This window comes from Acetobacter farinalis, assembly GCF_011516935.1.
GTDB classification, from domain to species: Bacteria; Pseudomonadota; Alphaproteobacteria; order Acetobacterales; family Acetobacteraceae; genus Acetobacter; species Acetobacter farinalis.
The window spans coordinates 14687-34594 of sequence record NZ_WOTF01000007.1 but is presented as its reverse complement, the minus strand read 5'-3'; the positions used below and the strand labels follow the sequence as shown (position 1 = coordinate 34594).

Annotated in this window: 14 protein-coding genes; 8 read left to right on the top strand and 6 right to left on the bottom strand. The window is 60.3% G+C overall.

The window, feature by feature from the left end:
* Positions 1-151: 151 nt before the first annotated feature.
* Both GOB82_RS08150 and GOB82_RS08145 read right to left on the bottom strand, forming a co-directional pair.
* On the bottom strand, positions 152-889 hold the full coding sequence (locus tag GOB82_RS08150; protein ID WP_242007277.1) for a YfdX family protein: 738 nt from the start codon (positions 887-889) through the stop codon (positions 152-154).
* Positions 890-1096: 207 nt separating this feature from the next.
* Entirely contained in the window at positions 1097-2227 is a 1131-nt protein-coding gene (locus GOB82_RS08145) for a type III PLP-dependent enzyme (protein ID WP_166121965.1), read from the bottom strand.
* A gap of 449 nt (positions 2228-2676) precedes the next feature.
* On the opposite strand from GOB82_RS08145, the gene GOB82_RS08140 reads away from it, so the two are divergent.
* Complete coding sequence (locus GOB82_RS08140) at positions 2677-3663, top strand: YihY/virulence factor BrkB family protein (protein WP_166121963.1); 987 nt, start codon at positions 2677-2679, stop codon at positions 3661-3663.
* A gap of 96 nt (positions 3664-3759) precedes the next feature.
* On the opposite strand, the gene GOB82_RS08135 is transcribed toward GOB82_RS08140, so the two are convergent.
* Positions 3760-4389 (bottom strand): septal ring lytic transglycosylase RlpA family protein, encoded by a 630-nt coding sequence (locus GOB82_RS08135; protein ID WP_166121961.1) that lies wholly within the window; start codon positions 4387-4389, stop codon positions 3760-3762.
* 256 nt (positions 4390-4645) lie between these two features.
* On the opposite strand from GOB82_RS08135, the gene aroQ reads away from it, so the two are divergent.
* The 4 genes from aroQ (at position 4646) to GOB82_RS08115 (ending at position 7842) form a co-directional block, all read left to right on the top strand.
* Positions 4646-5101 (top strand): type II 3-dehydroquinate dehydratase, encoded by a 456-nt coding sequence (aroQ, locus tag GOB82_RS08130; protein ID WP_166121959.1) that lies wholly within the window; start codon positions 4646-4648, stop codon positions 5099-5101.
* On the top strand, positions 5098-5556 hold the full coding sequence (locus GOB82_RS08125; RefSeq protein ID WP_166121957.1) for an acetyl-CoA carboxylase biotin carboxyl carrier protein: 459 nt from the start codon (positions 5098-5100) through the stop codon (positions 5554-5556). The genes aroQ and GOB82_RS08125 overlap by 4 nt, the downstream gene beginning before the upstream one ends.
* On the top strand, positions 5556-6899 hold the full coding sequence (accC, locus tag GOB82_RS08120) for an acetyl-CoA carboxylase biotin carboxylase subunit (protein WP_166122046.1): 1344 nt from the start codon (positions 5556-5558) through the stop codon (positions 6897-6899). Before GOB82_RS08125 ends, accC begins: the two co-directional genes overlap by 1 nt.
* 151 nt (positions 6900-7050) lie before the next feature.
* A complete protein-coding gene (locus GOB82_RS08115; protein ID WP_166121955.1) occupies positions 7051-7842 on the top strand; it encodes an acetoin reductase in 792 nt (263 codons plus the stop codon).
* Between the two features lie 95 nt (positions 7843-7937).
* On the opposite strand, the gene GOB82_RS08110 is transcribed toward GOB82_RS08115, so the two are convergent.
* Entirely contained in the window at positions 7938-9386 is a 1449-nt protein-coding gene (locus GOB82_RS08110) for a sugar porter family MFS transporter (RefSeq protein ID WP_166121953.1), read from the bottom strand.
* Positions 9387-9846: 460 nt separating this feature from the next.
* Between GOB82_RS08110 and thiC the strand changes: the two genes are divergently transcribed.
* A complete protein-coding gene (gene thiC / locus GOB82_RS08105) occupies positions 9847-11715 on the top strand; it encodes a phosphomethylpyrimidine synthase ThiC (protein WP_194300418.1) in 1869 nt (622 codons plus the stop codon).
* A 560-nt stretch (positions 11716-12275) separates the two neighbouring features.
* The gene (locus GOB82_RS08100) at positions 12276-13922 is read left to right on the top strand and encodes a dihydroxyacetone kinase subunit DhaK (RefSeq protein ID WP_166121951.1); all 1647 of its coding nucleotides are present in this window, start codon (positions 12276-12278) and stop codon (positions 13920-13922) included.
* 269 nt (positions 13923-14191) lie between these two features.
* Here the strand turns inward: GOB82_RS08100 and GOB82_RS08095 are convergent, their stop codons facing one another.
* Together GOB82_RS08095 and GOB82_RS08090 are read right to left on the bottom strand one after the other, a co-directional pair.
* Positions 14192-16783, bottom strand: coding sequence for a TonB-dependent receptor plug domain-containing protein (locus GOB82_RS08095; RefSeq protein ID WP_194300417.1), 2592 nt, complete (start codon positions 16781-16783; stop codon positions 14192-14194).
* Between the two features lie 314 nt (positions 16784-17097).
* Positions 17098-18891 (bottom strand): ABC transporter ATP-binding protein, encoded by a 1794-nt coding sequence (locus GOB82_RS08090; protein ID WP_166121949.1) that lies wholly within the window; start codon positions 18889-18891, stop codon positions 17098-17100.
* Positions 18892-19233: 342 nt separating this feature from the next.
* Here GOB82_RS08090 and nth point away from each other — a divergent pair, with 342 nt between their 5' ends.
* Positions 19234-19899 (top strand): endonuclease III, encoded by a 666-nt coding sequence (gene nth / locus GOB82_RS08085; RefSeq protein ID WP_242007280.1) that lies wholly within the window; start codon positions 19234-19236, stop codon positions 19897-19899.
* The last annotated feature ends 9 nt before the right edge of the window (positions 19900-19908 follow it).

Here is a 19908-nt window from a genome sequence, read left to right as displayed (position 1 = left end):
AAAAGCCCGAAGGCTCTCTAAACAGCCGCCATACAAACACACCTTCCGGGAGCCGTCACTTCCGGGGGCGGGCAGCAGATCGGGTTTGGCCACCCCACACCACGCGCCAACCTTTTCTGTGGGTGTCCGCGCCGCTCCCGGCGCGGCCGCCTTACTGCCCCCCGGAAGCCTGCCCCTGCGCGGAAGGCTGCGGTGTGCCACCCCGCATGGCAACAGTGGCATAGCGCACGGCGTTTTCCGCATCACGCAGGGCTTCACCGGCCTTGTAGGGATTGCGTTTGATGAATTTTGCGGCACGCGCCACATCCGCGCGCGTCTGCTCAAGCGGCACGGCGGCAATAATATAGTCCGCATCAACCCCGGAAATCTTCAGCACATCAGAGGCACGCGCCGTGTTCCCTGCCCGCAGGTGGCGGTTGGCCGCGGCAACAGCCGCCGTTTTTTCCGGTGTGGGGTCAATGGCTTCATCCAGCACCAGTTCGCCATCAACCGGTAGCCACGCCACAGGTGCCGCATTGGAAGACGGCGCATGCGATGTGATGGGACGATGCGTTTTGGTCGGCTGGAGGTCTGCTTCCGCTTTCTGGAAAGCCGTGTTGTCCACCTTCGCGCGTTCCAGAGCCATGGCGGCATCAGCAATCAGGTTACGGGCTGTGTCCAGATCTCCATCAAAAATGGCCTGTCGTGCCAGGCTGACATCTTCAGCCGCCACGCCGCCATCCACTGAAAGACGCCCGAAATCCTGTGCGGCGGTATCCGCCGCTGTGGCCAGGGCAGCCCCGGAAGCGCCTGCCGCTGACCCGGCCGTGCTGGCACTCTGGGCCAGCGCCGGAACGGCATGGATGGCAGGCACCAGAAGGGCCGCCAGCATCAGTCCTGTTCGTTTCATGACATCTCTCCTCACAGTCTTATCGGACAGAGGAGAAAAATGAGCCCGATCAGCGCCCCTGCAAAGGCGCGCGCACACAGGGCAGGACTGCCTTTGTGTATGGCCTGCACAGAAAAACCTGCAGGAAGATAGAGACAAAAAAAACGGCGGCCCGGCACATTCGTGCCTGCCACCGTTTTTGAAAGAGGACCTGAGTGTGAAAACAGATCAGATATAATGCTCGGCCAGCGGGCGGAACCCGTTGAACCGGGTTGAGCAATATGTGGAAACGTAAGCACCGGTGGCTTCCAGATCCACCTGCTCTCCCGCTTCCAGACCCAAAGGCAGCTCATAGGCTGTCTTTTCATACATGATATCCGCGCCATCACAGGTCGGACCGGCAATAGCGACCGGACCGGTGGGAGACCCATCCCGCGCGGTGCGGATCGCGTAGCGGATGGCTTCGCCTTCCGTTTCCGCCAGCCCGCCAAAGCGGCCGATATCAAGATACACCCAGCGCGGCCCGTCTTCCCGCCCGCGGCGGCTGACCAGCACCACTTCCGAGCGCACAACCCCGGCTTCACCCACAATATAGCGGCCCGGCTCCACCAGCATTTCCGGCAGGGCGTTCCCGAAGTGGGTGGTCATGGCGTGGCTGATAGCCTGCGCGAAATGATCAATTTCCGGCACATCCGCCCGGTAACGAACCGGGAAGCCCCCACCCAGATTGACCATCCGCAGGTCAAGCCCTGCTGCGCTAAGGTCTGTAAACAGCGCGGCCACACGGGCAATCGCCACCTCATACGCATCGGCAGAGAGCTGCTGGCTGCCAACATGGAAAGACAGGCCATACGGGTCCAGCCCCAGCTCACGCGCCTGAAGCATCAGCTCCCGTGCGGAGTCCAGCGTCGTGCCGAACTTGCGGGAAAGCGGCCATTCCGCGCCATCATTGTCCACCAGAAGGCGGCAGTAGACGCGGGAGCCGGGGGCATGCGCCGCCAGCTTTTCCAGCTCTTCCCGGCAGTCAAACACGAACATCCGCACGCCAGCCTCATAGGCGGCCCGAATAGCGGAGACTTTCTTGACCGTATTGCCAAAGGAGATGGCATCCGGTGTGGCGCCGGCATCCAGGCAGAGAGACACTTCCTCCCAGGAAGCGGCATCAAAGCAGGCGCCAAGCCCCACCAGCCGGTTCAGAATCGGCATGGCCGGATTAGCCTTGACGGCATAATAAACACGCGCATGCGGCAGGGCAGCCGTCAGGGCGTGATAACGAGCTTCAACCTGATCGACATCGACGACCAGGCAAGGCGTCGCTGGCTTCTGCTCAGCGAAAAAACGGGCGATTTTGGGATTCATCCCACCCATTCCCCCAAATAATGTTCCATCGCTGTTTAAAGACGCGAGGAAGAGTTGCGAAACGGTCTAACGGACCAGCGACCAAAGACGGGTTTCCTGAACAACGGAAACCCAGATTGCCAGAACGCTTGACGTCGTTGCGTAACCTCAGAGGGCCAGTGGCACGTGCGTTGCTGCGTAGGGGCGTGCATATGAGGCCAAAGCGTCACAAGCGCAAGTCAAAAAATCAGGGGATTTTAAAAAAATATGGAAAGCCCGCTGCACGGCCTGTAAAACCTGCCTCACCATCGGTTTCTTCACATCTGCACGGCACTTTTGGCCTTGTGGAACGCTCTTTTCTCTCGTGATGGGAACCGTCCGTTATACAGCCCGGCCACTGCGGCCTGGCATCCACACGGTTCGGCCTCTCAGGGCGACACCACACGTCAGATAAGGATGCTTTACACACGATGCAGGTTCTCTGTGACCCCGCGGCCCCACGCAAGCCCGACCCCCTGAACTCCGAGTCCCCCAATACGGCGTTCCAGAAACGTGGCCCAGTGTTCTCCCGCCCTTCCGCCCTGAGGTGGCAGGACTGGAAAACGATTTTCACCCGGACGTTCAAAAGCCTGCTTTTCGGCCCCACCACGCTGGTCGCGGCGGGGTGCGCGTTTTATACCACGCTGGCGCTGTTCCCGGCCATCAGTTCCCTGATTTCCATCTATGGGCTTGTGTTTGATGTTCAGACAGTCGCCCCGCAGATGGAAGTTCTGCGCAACCTGCTTCCGCCGGGGGCTTACGCGCTGATTCATGACCGCATCCAGACACTGGTGGCAGAACCACACAGCTCCCTGACCCTCAACCTGGTCATCTCACTGAGCGTGGCGCTCTGGTCGGCCTCCGCCGCCACAAAATCCATCCTTGCCGCCCTGAATATCGCCTACAACACCAAGGAAGACCGGAGTTTTCTGATCTTCCACCTGACGGCTCTGGCCATGACGCTTTTTGCTGTGCTGGGAGCCGCGCTGACTCTGGCGCTGATGGTGGCCCTGCCCCTGCTGCTGCGTCTGCCGACCTGGCTGGACATCCCCACCCCGCCGGGCTCCATTGAATTTCTGGCGCAGTGGAGCGGGCCGGTCATCATGTTCACATTCCAGATTCTGGCCATCTCCGCGCTCTACCGGTTCGGGCCGGACCGCAAATTTCCCGGCCTGTGGCGCTGGGTGATGCCGGGGGCACTGTTTGCCACCATCACGTGGGTTATCGTGGCTTTTGGCTTCTCCTATTACGTCGCCCACATTGCCAGTTACAACGCCACATACGGGCCTCTTGGCGCGGTGATTGCCATCATGATGTGGTTTTTTGTCAGCGCATGGGTTGTGCTGATGGGCGCTGAATTCAACGCCGAGATGGAAATCTATGCCCGTGGTGATCGCCGCAAGCCACTGACATTCTGACCTCACTCCCGCAGCGTTCGCGCTGACCATAAAAAAGGCCGGTCAGGGTATCCTGACCGGCCTTTTTCCTGAGGCGTTCTCAGCTCAGATCATCTCTCAGTGATGCGCTCTTTTGGGGCGCGCCCGGTGCAGCACACGCATCGCGCGCAGTGCATGCTTCGGGGTTGCAGCCTCCATCTGAAGGGCGCCGGAATCCAGAGAATCCGCATCGTCCTGCGGTGCCGAAGCCACTTCAACAGGAGCGGGTTCAACCTCCACATGCGCCACGCCTGCGCCCAGCATTCCGATGCGGGCGGCGGCGGCCTGTGAAAGATCGATAATACGGTTGTGGCCATAAGGCCCACGGTCATTCACCGTCACCACAACGGAGCGCCCCGTCTCTTCAGACGTGACCAGCAGTTTGCTGCCAAGGGGTGCGGTGGGGTGTGCGGCGGTCAGGCTGGCCTTGTCAAACCGGGAGCCTGAGGAGGTGCGGCGATTATGAAAGCGCCCGCCATACCAACTGGCCAGACCTTTCTGGAATCGGCCTGCGTGAGCGGAGTGTCCGCCTTCCGGAAGGGTTGGCGCGGAATCCTGCTCATCCCGCGCGGCAAGCGCGCGCTGAACGGAGTCGGCCCATGACGTTTTCCCCTGCTGTCCTTCCCCTGCGGCTTTTGCAGCCGGGGCAGAGGCCAGAGAGGCCATAACAAATACACTTCCCAGAAGTGCCCGGCGCAGGGCTGACATCCGCTTGTTCACTCCGTTTTCCGTATCACCAGACTGAGTTAAGCCGGTGCATACCGTAAAAAGCAACTGCTTTCTGCCTTCCAGGCCATCTGGCCCTGTGTCTGCATGCCTCACCCAAATGGCAAAAAAGAGGCATTCACGCCCCTGTCCGCCTTGCCGGAACACCAGTCCCGGCACGTTTTTACGCCGGATTCAGGTTTATCAGGCATCTCTTCTCTTGGATGCTGTCCGGCATCGTGCTACGGCCCGGAGCACTATGGAAAGACCCCTCATCGCTGTGTTTAACGGCCCGAACCTGAACATGCTTGGCCAGCGCCAGCCTGAAATCTATGGTCGCGCCACGCTGGACGATGTGGAGCAGATCTGCATTCAGACAGCCGACAAGCTTAATCTGGCTATCGACTTCCGTCAGACGAACATTGAAGGGGAGCTGATTTCCTGGGTACAGGAATGCCGCAAGCGTGCGCGCGGCATCGTCATCAACCCGGCGGGATACAGCCACACTTCCGTGGCGTTGCTGGATGCTCTTCTGGCCACGGACCTGCCCGTGATAGAAGTGCACATCTCCAACATTCACCGTCGTGAGCCGTTCCGCCATATGTCCTACGTCTCGCGCGCCGCTACCGGCGTGATCTGCGGGCTAGGCGTGGCGGGGTATTCTCTGGCATTGCAGGCAATGACAGATCTTATTCTAGATGAGGATGACCAATGAGCGGATTGCTCGTGGACGCAGATGCCATTCGGGCATTGGCCGAAATTCTGACCGACACAGGACTGACCGAGATCGAGGTTTCGGAAAAGGACAGCCGCATCCGGGTGGCCCGCGCCCCCGCAACGGTGCAGGCCGTGGCTCCGGCTCCGGTTATGGCTGCTCCGGCCCCTGTAGTGGCCGCCGCCCCCGCGGCCGCTGCTCCGGCTGACCTCTCCCGCCACCCCGGCGCTGTGAACAGCCCGATGGTGGGTGTGGCCTATCTCACGCCCGACCCGTCCTCCCCTCCGTTTGTGAGCGAAGGGCAGGTTGTCAGCGCGGGTCAGACCCTGCTGCTGATCGAGGCGATGAAAACCTTCAACCAGATCAAGGCCCCCAAAGCCGGCACGGTGAAAACCCTGCTCGTTGCCTCCGGAGACCCGGTGGAATTTGGCCAGCCGCTTGCCATTATCGAGTGATGTTTTCAAAAATCCTCATCGCCAATCGCGGCGAGATCGCCCTTCGTGTCCTGCGCGCCTGCCGGGAACTTGGCATCAAGACCGTTGCGGTCCATTCCACTGCGGATGAAGACGCCATGCATGTGCGTCTGGCGGATGAAGCCGTGTGCATTGGCCCGCCCGCCGCGCGCGATTCGTATCTGAACGTCGCGGCTATTCTTTCCGCAGCAACCATCACCGGGGCGGAAGCCATTCACCCCGGCTACGGGTTCCTGTCTGAAAACGCGGACTTTGCGGAAACGGTGGAAGCCCACGGTCTGGTCTTTATCGGCCCTACGGCGGAGCATATCCGCATGATGGGTGACAAGATTACCGCCAAGACCACCATGGAAGCGCTGGGCGTGCCGCTGGTGCCCGGCTCTGATGGTGAGCTGACCAACCTGGAAGAAGCCCGCGCTGTGGCGGAAAAGGTTGGGTATCCGGTGCTGATCAAGGCCACCGCAGGCGGTGGCGGGCGCGGCATGAAAGTGGCGCGTGACGCCAGCGAGATTGAAGAAGCCTGGAGTGTTGCCCGCACGGAAGCACGCACGGCTTTTGGCAATGATGCCGTCTATCTGGAAAAATACCTCGATAAGCCCCGGCATATCGAACTCCAGATTCTGGGCGATAACTACGGCAATGTCGTGCATTTCGGGGAACGTGACTGCTCCCTGCAGCGCCGCCACCAGAAGCTGCTGGAAGAAGCCGGGTCTCCCGTCATCACGCCAGAGCAGCGTGACACCATTGGCAAGACGGTGACCGAAGCCCTCTCCAGAATGGGCTACCGGAACGCCGGAACGCTGGAATTCCTGTATCAGGACGGGCAGTTCTGCTTCATCGAGATGAACACCCGCCTTCAGGTGGAACATCCGGTGACGGAAATGGTGTGCGATGTGGATCTGGTGCGTGAGCAGATCCGTATCGCCGCCGGTGAAAAGCTGGGTTACACGCAGTCTGACGTGACCTTCTCCGGCCATGCCATTGAATGCCGCATCAATGCGGAAGACCCGGACACCTTCGCCCCCTGCCCCGGCACCGTGGCCGTGTATCACGCGCCGGGTGGTCTGGGTGTGCGGATCGACAGTGCGCTTTATACCGGCTACCGCGTTCCTCCCTTTTACGACAGCATGATTGCCAAGGTCATTGTCCACGCCCCCACACGGGCCGAGGCCATTGCCCGGATGCACCGCGCGCTGGACGAATTTGTGGTGGAAGGCATCAAGACCGTGATTCCGCTGCACCGCCGTATTCTGGCTGACCCTGAGTTCCAGAAAGGGGATTACACCATCCACTGGCTGGAACAGTTTACCGCACGCCCGCACTGATTGGGCGCGCAGCCCCCGGCCTGCCCTGTCTAAACAGGGGTGGGCCGGGGTCATAACTCCGTGATGACTGAAGTCTGCCCCGTGGCAGCCGCGTTGATATTTCCGGCGCGAGGCACTGTGCGAAACGCGCCTTCAGAAAAAGATCACGCTGATGTCTCTTTCAGGAAAACTGGCGGGAAAAACCGCCATTGTCACCGGGGCCGCCCAAGGGATCGGGCGCGGAATTGCCCTGCGTCTGGCACGCGATGGCGCGGCTGTCGTGCTGACAGACCTCAACAAGGACAAGCTGGCCGCTGTGGCCGCCGAAATTGGCGCGCTGGGGGGCGTCGCACTTCCCCTCACTGCGGATGTCAGTAACCGGGAACAGGTCTTTTCCGTCCTGAAGGAGGCCGGAGCGGCTCTCGGGGCGGTTGATATTATGGTCAATAATGCCGGCATCGCACAGGTCGGCTCCATTCTGGAGGCCACCCCGGCGGATGTGGAGACCATTTTCCGTATCAATGTGCAGGGCACCCTCTGGGGCATTCAGGCCGCTGCCAAAACCTTTCAGGCACAGAAGAGTCGGGGCAAAATCATCAATGCCTGCTCCATTGCGGGGCATGAGAGCTACCCGCTTCTGGGCATTTATTCCGCCACAAAATTCGCTGTCCGCGCCCTGACACAGGCCGCCGCCAAGGAGCTTGCCTCCTCCGGCATTACCGTCAACGCCTATTGCCCCGGCGTGGTGGGCACCGCGATGTGGACAGATATTGACCGCCGCATGGCGGAAGAAACCGGGGCCGCCATTGGTGAGACCTACAAGAAGTATGTCGATGGCATTGCTCTTGGCCGGGTTGAAACACCGGACGATGTGGCAGGCTTTGTCTCCTATCTGGCCAGCGCGGATGCTGATTACATGACAGGCCAATCCGTCATGATTGATGGCGGGCTGGTTTTCCGCTGAAACCACAACAGGAAAGGCTCCCGCAGGAGCCTTTCTTTTCACTTTTCACCGCAAAACCGGGATCAGGCAGAGGGAACATCCCCCTGCTTTCCTCTTTAGTGCGAGGAGCGGATGCGCGGATCCTCCCCCCGGCGCGGCCGGAACTCGCCCCGCCGCAGAGCGGCTTCGATATCTTCCAGTGAGGCCCCGGCTGTTTCCGGCACAAGGAAGTAGACAAAAATCACGGAAGCCAGATTAACCCCTGCATAAATCCACATGGTGCCGCCCAGTGTGACAAGCTGCACCAGTGTCAGTGCCGTAGAGGTGACAAGAAGATCGGCCCCCCACAGCACGGCAGCATGCAGGCTGGTTGCAGCGGCCCGCATGGGCAGCGGGAACAGTTCAGCCCCCAGCAGCCAGCCCACAACCTGAATACCGCCCGCGTTGAACATCATGAACAGAAGCATGAACGCGATAATTGCCCAGCTCCCCACACTGCCCTTGTCGGGATGAAGCGCGAACATGACCCCCAGCCCGAGCAGGCTGATGACAGACCCCGGCCCCATGATGAGAATCAGGCGGCGGCGGCCGATCCGGTCTACAAAAATGCAGCCCAGCAACGTCATGATGAGATAGACGATGGCAATCCCCAGACTGGCCAGCAAGGCGGAGGAATTGCCAAACCCTGCGTCTGACAGGAAGGTGGGGGCATAATAGATCATCATCTCCAGGCCACCCGCCTGCGTGAAAAAGGCAATCCCCAACGCCGCGACAACCGCCGGACGAGCCCACGGCAGCATCAGACCTTTCCAGCCGCGTTCAGTTTCATCCATGTCGGACGCGTTTTTTTGAATTTCCCGAATTTCCCGGTGAATGGTCTTGTGAGAACTCCGAACACGACCAAGCTGCTCCACCGCAGAGGTCAATCCTTCATTGTCTGCCGTCCAGCGCGGGCTTTTCGGCAGGAAGAACATGCAGACAAAAACAAATGCCGCCGGAATTGCCGCAACAGAAATCATCGGACGCCAACCCCAGGCATCCCGCATCACAAAGCCAACAAGATTGGCCAGAAAAATCCCCACACCAATCGCAACGTTAAACATGGTCACCAGATTGCCGCGCTTGCTGGCTGGCGCAAGTTCGGAAATATAAGTTGGCACCACCTGCGTGGCACCCCCAACGGCAAGACCCAGAAAAACACGGGCAATAACCAGAGATGTCACATCTGGCGCGCGGGAACAGGCCACCGCGCCCACCACAAACACCGCCGTGACAACCATAACCGACATCCGCCGCCCGAAGCGTTCAGAAAGCCAGGAGATACACAAAGCCCCCACAACCGCCCCAACAAGGATGGCAGACGTCACAAGCTCTTCCTGCCCTGATGTCAGGTGCAAATCTTTAGTAATAAGAAGGAGAGTTCCAGAAATAATACCCGTGTCATACCCGTAAAGTCCGCCACATATTGCCGAAACAAGAGATGCCAACCATAAGACAAGATGCGCATTTTGAGATATTTTGACACGATATATTATACTTTTAGTCTTCCTGTTATCTAACTTCATGATTTTTTAATACCACCCCCTTGCAACAAGTGCACGGTGAATGAACCCCTTTCTTACTCCCGGCGGACCAGACATTTCCAATGCGCCTGTTTTCGTGTCGTTCCGCCTGCTGAACAGACCCCTTCGTAACACCACAATGTGATGGGGGTTCCCGGGACATCTCCTCACCTCATCCGGATTTTTCTTGACAGACCACTCCGGAACGCTATCTGCTCGGGGCCACAAAGAGACCAAGGGGTGTTCCGGCAAGGAACTGAGAGGCCACTCTGTCCCGCAAGGGCAACGCGTGGTGACCCTGCCACCAGAGGCATACCGCACCTGGTGGGGAACCTGATCCGGATCATACCGGCGGAGGGACTGGTGCCAGAAGACGTTCGCCGTTGCAGGGCTGTATACGTGTCCCCCCATGCAGCGGAGCCACTTCCGGCTTCTGTCCTCCTCTGGGCAGAGGAGAGCGTTAATGACCCGAACTGACACACCCGCCACGCAGGCGGTAACCGGCAACCCGAAACCTGCCAACACAGCGGCCCCGGCCCCCGGCCAGGTGACAACCGGCCCCATTCGTGGTTCCAGAAAAGTCTATTCGAGCCCGGCAGACCGGCCGGACATCCGTGTTCCGTTCCGTGAAATCCTGCTGGACCCCTCTGCCAACGAACCGCCTTTGCGCGTGTATGATACGTCCGGCCCCTACACGGACGAGGCAGAACAGATTGACGTGCGCGCCGGCCTGCCCAAGCCCCGCGCCCCCTGGCTGGCAAAGCGCAATCTGGTTCAGGCCACGCCCCGCGCGGTAAAGCCGGAAGATAATGGCAACGCACAGGGCGAACAGCTTGTTGCCCCCTGCCCTGCCCCGCACACGGTTCTGAAGGGGCAGGCCGGCCAGCCTGTCACGCAGTATGAATTCGCAAAAGCCGGTGTGATCACGGAAGAGATGATCTATGTCGCGCACCGCGAAAATCTCGGCCGCCTGAAAGCAGCGGATGAGGCCGCGGCCCGCCTTGCGGATGGTGACTCATTCGGCGCGGCCATTCCGTCTTTCGTGACACCGGAATTCGTGCGGGAAGAAATTGCCCGTGGCCGCGCCATTATTCCGGCAAACATCAATCACCCGGAACTGGAGCCGGTGATTATTGGCCGTAACTTCCTTGTGAAAGTGAACGCCAATATCGGCAATTCTGCCGTCACCTCTTCCGCCGCTGAAGAAGTGGAAAAGCTGGTCTGGTCCATCCGCTGGGGTGCGGATACCGTGATGGACCTTTCCACCGGCCGCAACATCCATAACATTCGTGACTGGATCCTGCGTAACTCTCCCACCCCCATTGGCACCGTGCCGCTGTATCAGGCTCTTGAAAAAGTGGGCGGGGATGTCAGCAAACTGAACTGGGAAGTGTTCCGGGATACCCTGATCGAGCAGGCGGAACAGGGTGTGGATTACTTCACCATCCACGCAGGCGTTCGCCTCCAGCATGTTCCGCTGACAGCCAACCGCGTGACGGGCATTGTCTCCCGCGGCGGCTCCATCATGGCAAGCTGGTGCCTGAACGGGCATCGGGAAAGCTTCCTGTATGAGCATTTTGAAGAGATTTGTGACATCATGCGCGCCTATGATGTGTCCTTCTCTCTGGGGGATGGCCTGCGCCCCGGCAGCATTGCGGACGCGAATGATGCCGCCCAGTTTGCCGAGCTGGAAACTCTGGGCGAACTGACCCAGATTGCCTGGGCCAAGGGCTGCCAGGTCATGATCGAAGGGCCGGGGCATGTGCCCATGCACAAGATCAAGGAAAACATGGACAAGCAGCTGCGTGACTGTGGTGAAGCCCCGTTCTACACGCTCGGGCCACTGACCACCGATATCGCTCCGGGGTATGACCACATCACCTCTGCCATTGGCGCGGCCATGATCGGCTGGTTTGGTACTGCCATGCTCTGCTACGTGACTCCCAAGGAACATCTGGGCCTGCCGGACCGCAACGATGTGAAAACCGGTGTGATTACCTACCGGATTGCAGCCCACGCCGCCGACCTCGCCAAAGGCCACCCGGCGGCAAAACTGCGGGATGATGCCCTGAGCCGGGCACGTTTCTCCTTCCGCTGGCAGGACCAGTTCAATCTTTCGCTCGATCCGGATACAGCCTGTGCGTATCACGATGAAACCATGCCGAAGGAAGCGCACAAATCCGCTCACTTCTGCTCCATGTGCGGCCCGAAGTTCTGCTCCATGCGGATCAGTCAGGATCTGAAGGAAGATGCCGTGCGTATGGCGGGCATTGAGCAGAAGAACGAAGAGTTCCGCAAAGCTGGCGGCACTGTCTACGTTCCTGCTGAATAAGCCCCTCCTATCCCCTCTGCACCAGATGCAGAGGGGAGAGACCGCGGACTTCAGTAACTCCGCAGACCATATTTTCTAAAAAACACCGATTATTTTTAGTTCTTTATCCGTTTACACCAACCCCTCTCATTACAGTCGGAAACGGGCGCTCTTAGACCCATTCTCGCCTCTTCAGGCTTCCGACACCGCACCGCAGCGAGAGCGGCTGACATCAGGGGGCCTGACACACCCGGCACAGGGACCACGGCACACAGACCTCAACACGGGCATCAACTGGCGATGCGGCACGGTGAGTCTGGAAATAACAAACATTTGATGGCCTCTCATGGCAGCGGGACAAACCGGGACACCCCTGCCTCCCTGCCTTTCCGGATAATCCTGCCATAAAACGCATAAAGCCCGCAGTTTTGGCTTGCCCGGGCACAGGGTTTTACCCCCGACGCACGGGGCCGGATGGCCTGATTTGATAGCCACGGCCTGTCCCCCCCATTCCACATGCGTGGGGAACCGGACTAGTCTGAACTCTCTTGTACTCAGCACAACGAGGGAGCAGATTATCCATGAAGCGCTTTTTCAACACTCGCGAAACACTTGTAGGCGACTCTCTGGATGGTCTGCTCCGCTCCTCCATGGGCCAGCATCTCTGCCGACTGGATGGCTATCCGGACATCCGCGTTGTGATACGAAAAGAGCGGAATCCGGAGCATGTGGCGATTATTTCCGGCGGCGGGGCCGGGCATGAACCCACCCATGCGGGGTTTGTGGGGGCGGGGATGCTGGATGCCGCCATCTGCGGGTCTGTTTTCGCCTCTCCCAGTGTGGATGCTGTTCTGGCAGGGATTCTGGCTGTTACCGGCAAGGCAGGCTGCCTGCTGGTGATCAAAAGCTATACGGGAGACCGGCTGAACTTCGCTCTGGCGGCCGAGCAGGCGCGGGGTATGGGGTATCAGGTGGAAACCGTGGTGGTGGGGGATGATATTGCCCTGCCTGATAATCACTTTGCCCGTGGTCTGGCGGGCACTCTTCTGGTGCATAAAATTGCCGGCCATGCGGCCCGGCAAGGCGAGCCTCTGGCCCGTGTGGCAGAACGCGCCCGCGCTGCCGCCGCGCGCATTTCCTCCCTTGGCCTTTCCCTGAGCGACTGCAACGCTTATGACCCCGCCCACACCAGCCGTCTGGCGGCTGACCAGGCGGAACTCGGGCTGGGCATCCATGGTGAGCCCGGCGCACAGCAGATTGCACTGGCTGACGCTGATACGCTGATGGCGCTGGCCGCTGACACCCTCTCCAAAGCCCTGCCGGCCAAAAACCCACCGGGCCAGCATGAGCGCTACGGCCTGCTGCTGAACATGCTGGGCGCCGTACCGCCCATTGAAATGACACTGCTGCTCACATCCTTTGCCAAAACCGATCTGGCCAAACAGGTTGATCTGATTATCGGCCCGGCCCCCATGATGACAGCGCTGGATATGAATGGCTTTTCCCTGACAGCCATCCCGCTGAATGAGGACATCCGCACAGCCCTGAACGCACCGGTGGAAGCCTGGGCGTGGCCGGGTTCCGCCCCGTTCGGAGCGCCCGCCGTGCGCCCCCTGCCGGAACTGCCGAAAACTTTCCGCTTCCCGCCCTCCTCTTCCCCCAAGGTCGAAGCTGCCATCCGGCTGGCCGCAGAAACCCTGATCAAGAACAAGGACGCGCTGAATGCGCTGGATGCCCAGATTGGCGATGGTGATGCCGGGTCTACCTTTGCAGAGGGCGCTCAGGAAATTCTGAAAACGATAGACCGCTTGCCTCTGGCCGAGCCTCTGCCGCTGCTCTCCACGATCGGGGCAGTTCTGGCGCGCCATGCCGGGGGGTCCAGCGGTGTTCTGCTCTCCATCCTGTTCTCTGCCGCAGGGCGCAGCACAGGCCCATGGCAGAAGGCTCTGCTGGAAGGGCTGAACGCCGTGCAGCAGCATGGCGGAGCCAAACCGGGTGACCGCACCATGATTGATGCCCTGCAACCGGCCTTGACGGTTCTGGCGGACGGAGGCTCTCTGGCGGACGCCGCACAGGCCGCCCGTGCTGGCGCAGACGCCACAAAACACATGACCCGCGCAAACGCGGGCCGCGCCTCCTACGTGCCGGAAGCCAAACTGGCCAACGTGCCGGACCCCGGCGCGGAAGCCGTTGCCTGCGTGTTCGAGGCCCTCGCCCGCAAAATCTGACCCTGCCTGCTGCAAGGAAGGGCCTCCCTTGCCAGAACAAAAAAACGCCTGTGCAGACTGGAAAATCCAGTGCGCACAGGCGTTTTTTCTTAAACCAAGAAAAAGGAAAACATGCTGACTGACCCAGCCTGATTTCCAAAACCGTCAGATAGACCAGACACCCGTTCCGGGCCTTTATCCATGCGTTCTCCAGAAACGAAAAACGCATGGACCATGGCCAAATATCACAACCAAAAGCAGATCATTCTAAAAAGTCGCGCTACGCTTTCTTAGAAGCTGAGATCACCCCGCAGGTAATAGAACCCGCCATTCATGCCAAGCTGGGATGTGCTCATGTAGTATTGCGGTGCGCCAAGATAGCGGTTGTTGTCCGGCACGCGGCTGGGGCGGGCATCAAACATGTTGTTGCCACCCAGTGTCAGCGCCAGTCTGGGGTGCACGCGGTATGTCACTTCCAGATTCGTGATAAATTTCGGTGTGTTATGGAACTCTCTGAACACCGTGCTGGACAGGGAGCTGGTGTTGCCCGCACCCCCGTAATAAGTGAGCTGGGAGGTTGTCTGGCCATACCGGATTTCATGCACCCCGACTGTCCATTTCCCGCTTGTGAAACGCCCGCCAAAAATCATCTTGCTGCGCGGATAAGCCGTGGTGAGATACGCAATACTCTGCGCATTCATCAGCGGATTTCCCTGCGCATCTGTCCCCTGATGGGTCAGGCGCGTGCGGTTGAGGTTGATGGCGACATCCCAGTCGATCCGCCCGATAGTGCCCAGTTGTGTGGGGTAGGTTGCTGTCAGGTCCAGCCCCTGCGTGCGAGTGCTGGCCACATTGGCAAACCAGTGGGTGGAGAGAGAAGCCGGGCTCCATGTATTCACATCACTCGGCAGGGCAAAGCCGTTCATGGTGAGGGCTGACGCCGCCTGCGCACCATAAACCTGCCCGCCCGGCATGATCTGATCACGCAGGTTGATCTGATAAACATCGACTGTCACATGCAATTTGCGGAACGGCTCCATGACAATTCCGCCGCTGGCATTGGTGGAACGCTCCGGCTTGAGCGGAGAGGAACCATTGGCCAGCGCGCCCGGAGAGTTCACGGCAATCAGGCCACGCGCGGCCGTGGGGGAGATAGCCAGTGCGCTGTAATGCTCCTGCGCCAGCGTGGGAGCATGGAAACCGGTCGAGATCGTTGCGCGGAACGCAAGACGCGGAGAAACCTCATAGCGTGTGGCGATCTTGCCGGTTTCGGTATCACCCACATCTGTATAGTGCTCGTACCGGCCTGCAAGATCGACCTGCCAGTGGCGTGTCAGAGAGGTTGCAACATCGACATAGCCAGACACGACATCCCGGCTGAAATTGCCCGCATTGCCGGGGTTGGTGCCTGCCATGGCGTCAGACCCGCTGCCATACAGAGACGCGGCATCTCCGGTGCCGATGGAATAGCTTTCATACCGGTAGGAGGTTCCTCCGGCCACGTTGATGTCATGCGGCCAGCCGGAGAAGTGGAACTTGCGCGAAAGATCGAGACTGTTGCTCCACTGCGAATTGTTAAAGCCCTGCACATCAAAATGTGTACGCGTACGACCGGTGTTTTTCTCCAGCGCCAGATTGGCGGAATTAATCAGACCGATATCATCAAAATCCCGGCCATAGACTGAAGAAAGATCCCAGTTCCAGCCAGCCAGTTTTCCCTTGACCCCTGCTGTCAGCTCGAAATCATTTTCTTCATTGGTTTCCAGCGGGGAATAGCCCCACGGATAAATGGCGGCATAACCGGGATATTTCGCCAGAGAGCTGGCCAGACGATAGTTCTGATAGGACTCCGCATGCCGGTGCGCATAGGTACCCGTGCCGTAAAGCTGAATGCTGTCTGTCAGGTCATACCCGGCCTTGATGGCAACGCTTTCACGCGTCTGCTCGGGCTGGCCCAGCACGTTATTGTCCTTCTGGCCGGTCCGGGCATCCGGGGCGCTGCGGTAGGTGTGATCGGTATGATAGAAATCCCCGCTCACATGCACAAAGCCGCGTTCGCCGAGCCTTGCCCCGCCATCCAGATACACGCCCTGCTGGAAGCCATCCTTGGCGGCGGTAATGCCGGAAATGGATTCCGCATGAAATCCGTGGTCCTGCTTTTTGAGGATGATATTCACCACCCCGGCCACGGCGTCTGACCCGTACTGGGCGGACGCGCCATCACGCAGCACTTCCACATGGTCAATGGCGGCCATGGGGATCATGTCAATATCAACCGCCGTGGAGCCCTGCTGCGGGCCGGGGTCGGCATAGATATTGGCTGTGGTATGGCGGCGCTTTCCGTCCACCAGCACCAGTGTTTCATTCGGGTTCAGGCCACGCAGGCTGATGGAGTCTGTCAGCGCGCCACTGTCAAACCCGCCGGTTGGCATGGTGAGGGAGGGCAGAAGCTGGGCCAGGGCTTCCCGCAGGTTGGGCTGGCCGGTCTGGCTGAGCTGCTTGGCAGACACGACATCAATGGGGGAAAGGCTTTCCCGCGCTTTCCGGCCTGTTTCACGCGTGCCGGTGACAATCACGGATTCCTCACCTTCCGCCGCAACAGCGGCGGGGGCCGCATCCCTGCGGAAAGACTGAACCTGCTGCGGGGTAAGGCTGGAAGAGGCCGCGGGAGAGGCCGTGGCGCGCACACTGCGCGCCTGCGGCGCAGCATAGGTCCGGGCACCCCCATGCGTGGCCTTATGCTGTGCCGCGCGTGTGGTAGCATGTCTGGCAGCCTTGCCTGCCTGCGTTGCTCCCGCCGCAAGGGCCTCGCTTCCGGCAAAGCCGGACAGAAGTGTGGCGGCCAGCAGGGCGGATGCAAACCCCCGCCTGCATTCTGGCATTGTTCGCCGTGCTGAACGAACCCGGATAACTGTTTCTGACGAAAAACCTTTGCGCACAGCAGAACGCTCCTCAACCACACACTTAATAAACACACATGTTGCGTGTTTATTTATGCCACTTTTGATTGAGTGTAATACCAGCAATTACGAAGTTATTCGTATTACCCCTGCTGTGTGATGATCCTGCAACAGGAGCCTGCCGCGAAAAACACAGCAGGACCGCCAGCCGAGCGCTGGCACACCCCTGAAACGCCGACACCCCGTGAAAAGCTCCCTCCCGCGGAAAAGAATTTTCAGGGGTGGCCCTTCAGCCTTTACAGGGCCTGAAGATCATACAGCCTGCGGTACAGCCCGTCCGGCTTCTGCACGAGTTCGGCATGCGAGGCATCTTCCACCACCTGCCCGCGCTCGAACACCAGAATCCGGTCCAGATCCACCACGGTGGCCAGACGGTGCGCAATAACAATTACCGTGCGGCCTTCCATCAACCTCTGCATGGCGTCCTGCACCAGAGATTCGGATTCCGAATCAAGGCTGGCCGTTGCCTCATCCAGCACCAGAATGGGGTTATCCGCCAGAAAGGCACGGGCAATGGCCACACGCTGGCGTTCCCCCCCGGAAAGCTTCACGCCGCGTTCCCCCACCAGCGTGTTGTAGCCTTCCGGCAGGCGGCTGATAAAGTCCGAGGCATTCGCCAGCCGGGCGGCTTCTTCTATTTCCGCCTGCGTGGCATCCGGGCGGCCATAGGCAATATTTTCCGCCAGACTGCGATGAAACAGCGTGGGCTCCTGCTGCACGATGGCAATTTCCGACCGCAGGCGGGACTGGCTGACCGTGGCGATATCCACCCCATCAATCAGGATCCGCCCGCCATTCAGCGGATAAAGCCGCTGAAGCAGCTTTGTGAAGGTGGATTTTCCCGAGCCGGACGGCCCGACCAAGCCCACACGGCTGCCCGGTGCAATGCTCAGGGTGAGATCGGAAAAAATGGGCCGCGCCTGTCCGGGATACTGGAAGGACACATGCTCGAACCGGATCTCGCCTTCGCGGATAGCAAACGGCTGCACAACGGGCAGGTCTTTCACGCCCGGTTCCGTGCGCCACAGGGCTATCAGCTCTTCCATCTCATTCACGGAGCGCTGCACAACGGACACCTGCTGGCCAATATCGCGCAGGTAGCCCTGCACCAGAAAGGTCATGGTCAGAACATAAGCCAGATCCCCCGGCCCGGCCTTGCCGCCCAGCCACAGCCAGACAGCGGCTCCGGCCAGCACAAGCCGCAGGGCTGTAACCATCAGGTTCTGAATGGTCGCGCTGTTGGTGCCGCGTGTCCATGTGTGGCAGGTCTGCTTCTTCCATTCGGACACAACCTGCATCAGCCGCGCTTCTTCCCGCTCTTCCGCACCAAAAGCCTTCACCACGGCATTGCAGGTGATGGAATCCGCAAGAGCAGCCCCCATCTTGCTGTCCCACTGGTTGGCCTCCCGGGCGGAGGGGGCCACGTAGCGCAGCGTGAGCAGGCTGGAACAGGTGATAAACACCACGGAAAGCACGCCCAGCAGCAGCCCCATAAACAGCCAGTGCCATGCCAGAACCACCGTGGTGAGCAGCAGCAGGCAGACTTCGGGAATGAGCATCAGCAGGAGTGTGTCATCCAGCATGTCCACCGCCCACATGCCGCGCGTCAGCCGCCGCACGGTGGAGCCTGCGAAGGTGTTGGCATGCCAGTCCGTTGAAAGCCGCTGGACATGGGCAAACGCCTGAACGGCAATTTTCTGCATGACCCGCGTGCTCAGATGCGTAATGCCCAGATAGGCCGCACGCTTGCCCAGCACGTTCCCGATACCGCAGGCCGCCATGCCGGCCAGCATCCACAGCGCATCACGACTCAGGCCGGAATCCGCCGCAGGTTGCGCCACATCGGACACCAGACGCCCGGCCAGAACGGGCATCAGCACATCCAGCACGGTCGCGAGCATCACCCCGGCAAGAGTCACCGCCAGCGGGCGGGGAAATTCCAGCCAGCGGCGCATGACAAACTTCAGGACATCAACAAACAGGTTTGGCCCCCGCGCGGCACGACCCGCGTCGGAAGAGGAGGACGGCATCAGAAAAATCCGAAAATAAGGAAGGGATTTGGCCAGCCCCGGCTGAGGGCTACTCGTCCATCTGTATCGCGCACCCCGGTATTTGGCAAATAACCCGCCTCCTTTCCTGCCGCCCGGAGATAGACGCAGGCACGCCCCGCACGGTAGAAATTTCCTATGGCCAGACAGACTCGCGCCCCTGCCAGAGCAGCGGCAAAACCCGCAAAACCCCCCGCCCCCAAACGCCGCACCGCAAAACCGGTGCACCCGGAAGCGCCCCCTGAGCCCCCCCGCAAGGCCCCTCGCAAGGCACCCACCGAGGCTGCCACCACAGCAGACAGCAAGGCCATCGCCCCGCGGGACATGACACCGCCCGAAATTCTCCAGTTTCTGAGCGACTTAGCGCGGGCCTGGCCGGATGCGGAAACCGAGCTGCACTACAGCTCGCCCTTCACTCTGCTGATTGCCGTGGTGCTCTCCGCGCAGGCGACGGACGCCTCCGTCAACCGTGTCACCCCCGCCCTGTTTGCCGCCGCCCCCACCCCCGCGGCCATGGTGGCGCTGGGGGAAGAGGGCGTGGCGGCGTTGATCCGCACCATCGGCCTGTGGCGCAACAAGGCGAAAAACGTGGTGGAACTCTCCCGCCAGATGCTGGAGCACCATAACGGCGAGGTGCCCGGCACGCGCGAGGCGCTGGAAGCTCTGGCCGGTGTGGGCCGCAAGACGGCCAATGTGGTGCTGAATGTGGCGTTTCACCAGCCGACCGTGCCGGTGGATACGCATGTGTTCCGGCTGGCCAACCGCACGGGCCTTGGGCGCGGCAAAACGGTGGAAGCGGTGGAAGCCGCTCTGGAGCGGCGCATTCCCGCAGACATGATCCGCGACTCCCACCACTGGCTGATCCTGCAGGGCCGCTACGTGTGCAAGGCGCGCAAGCCGGAATGCTGGCGCTGTGCCGCCAGCGAGCCGTGCCTCTACCCGGCGAAGACAGACCGCCCCACCCTCAAGCCGCCACGCCGGACGGCGTGACGCCGCCGC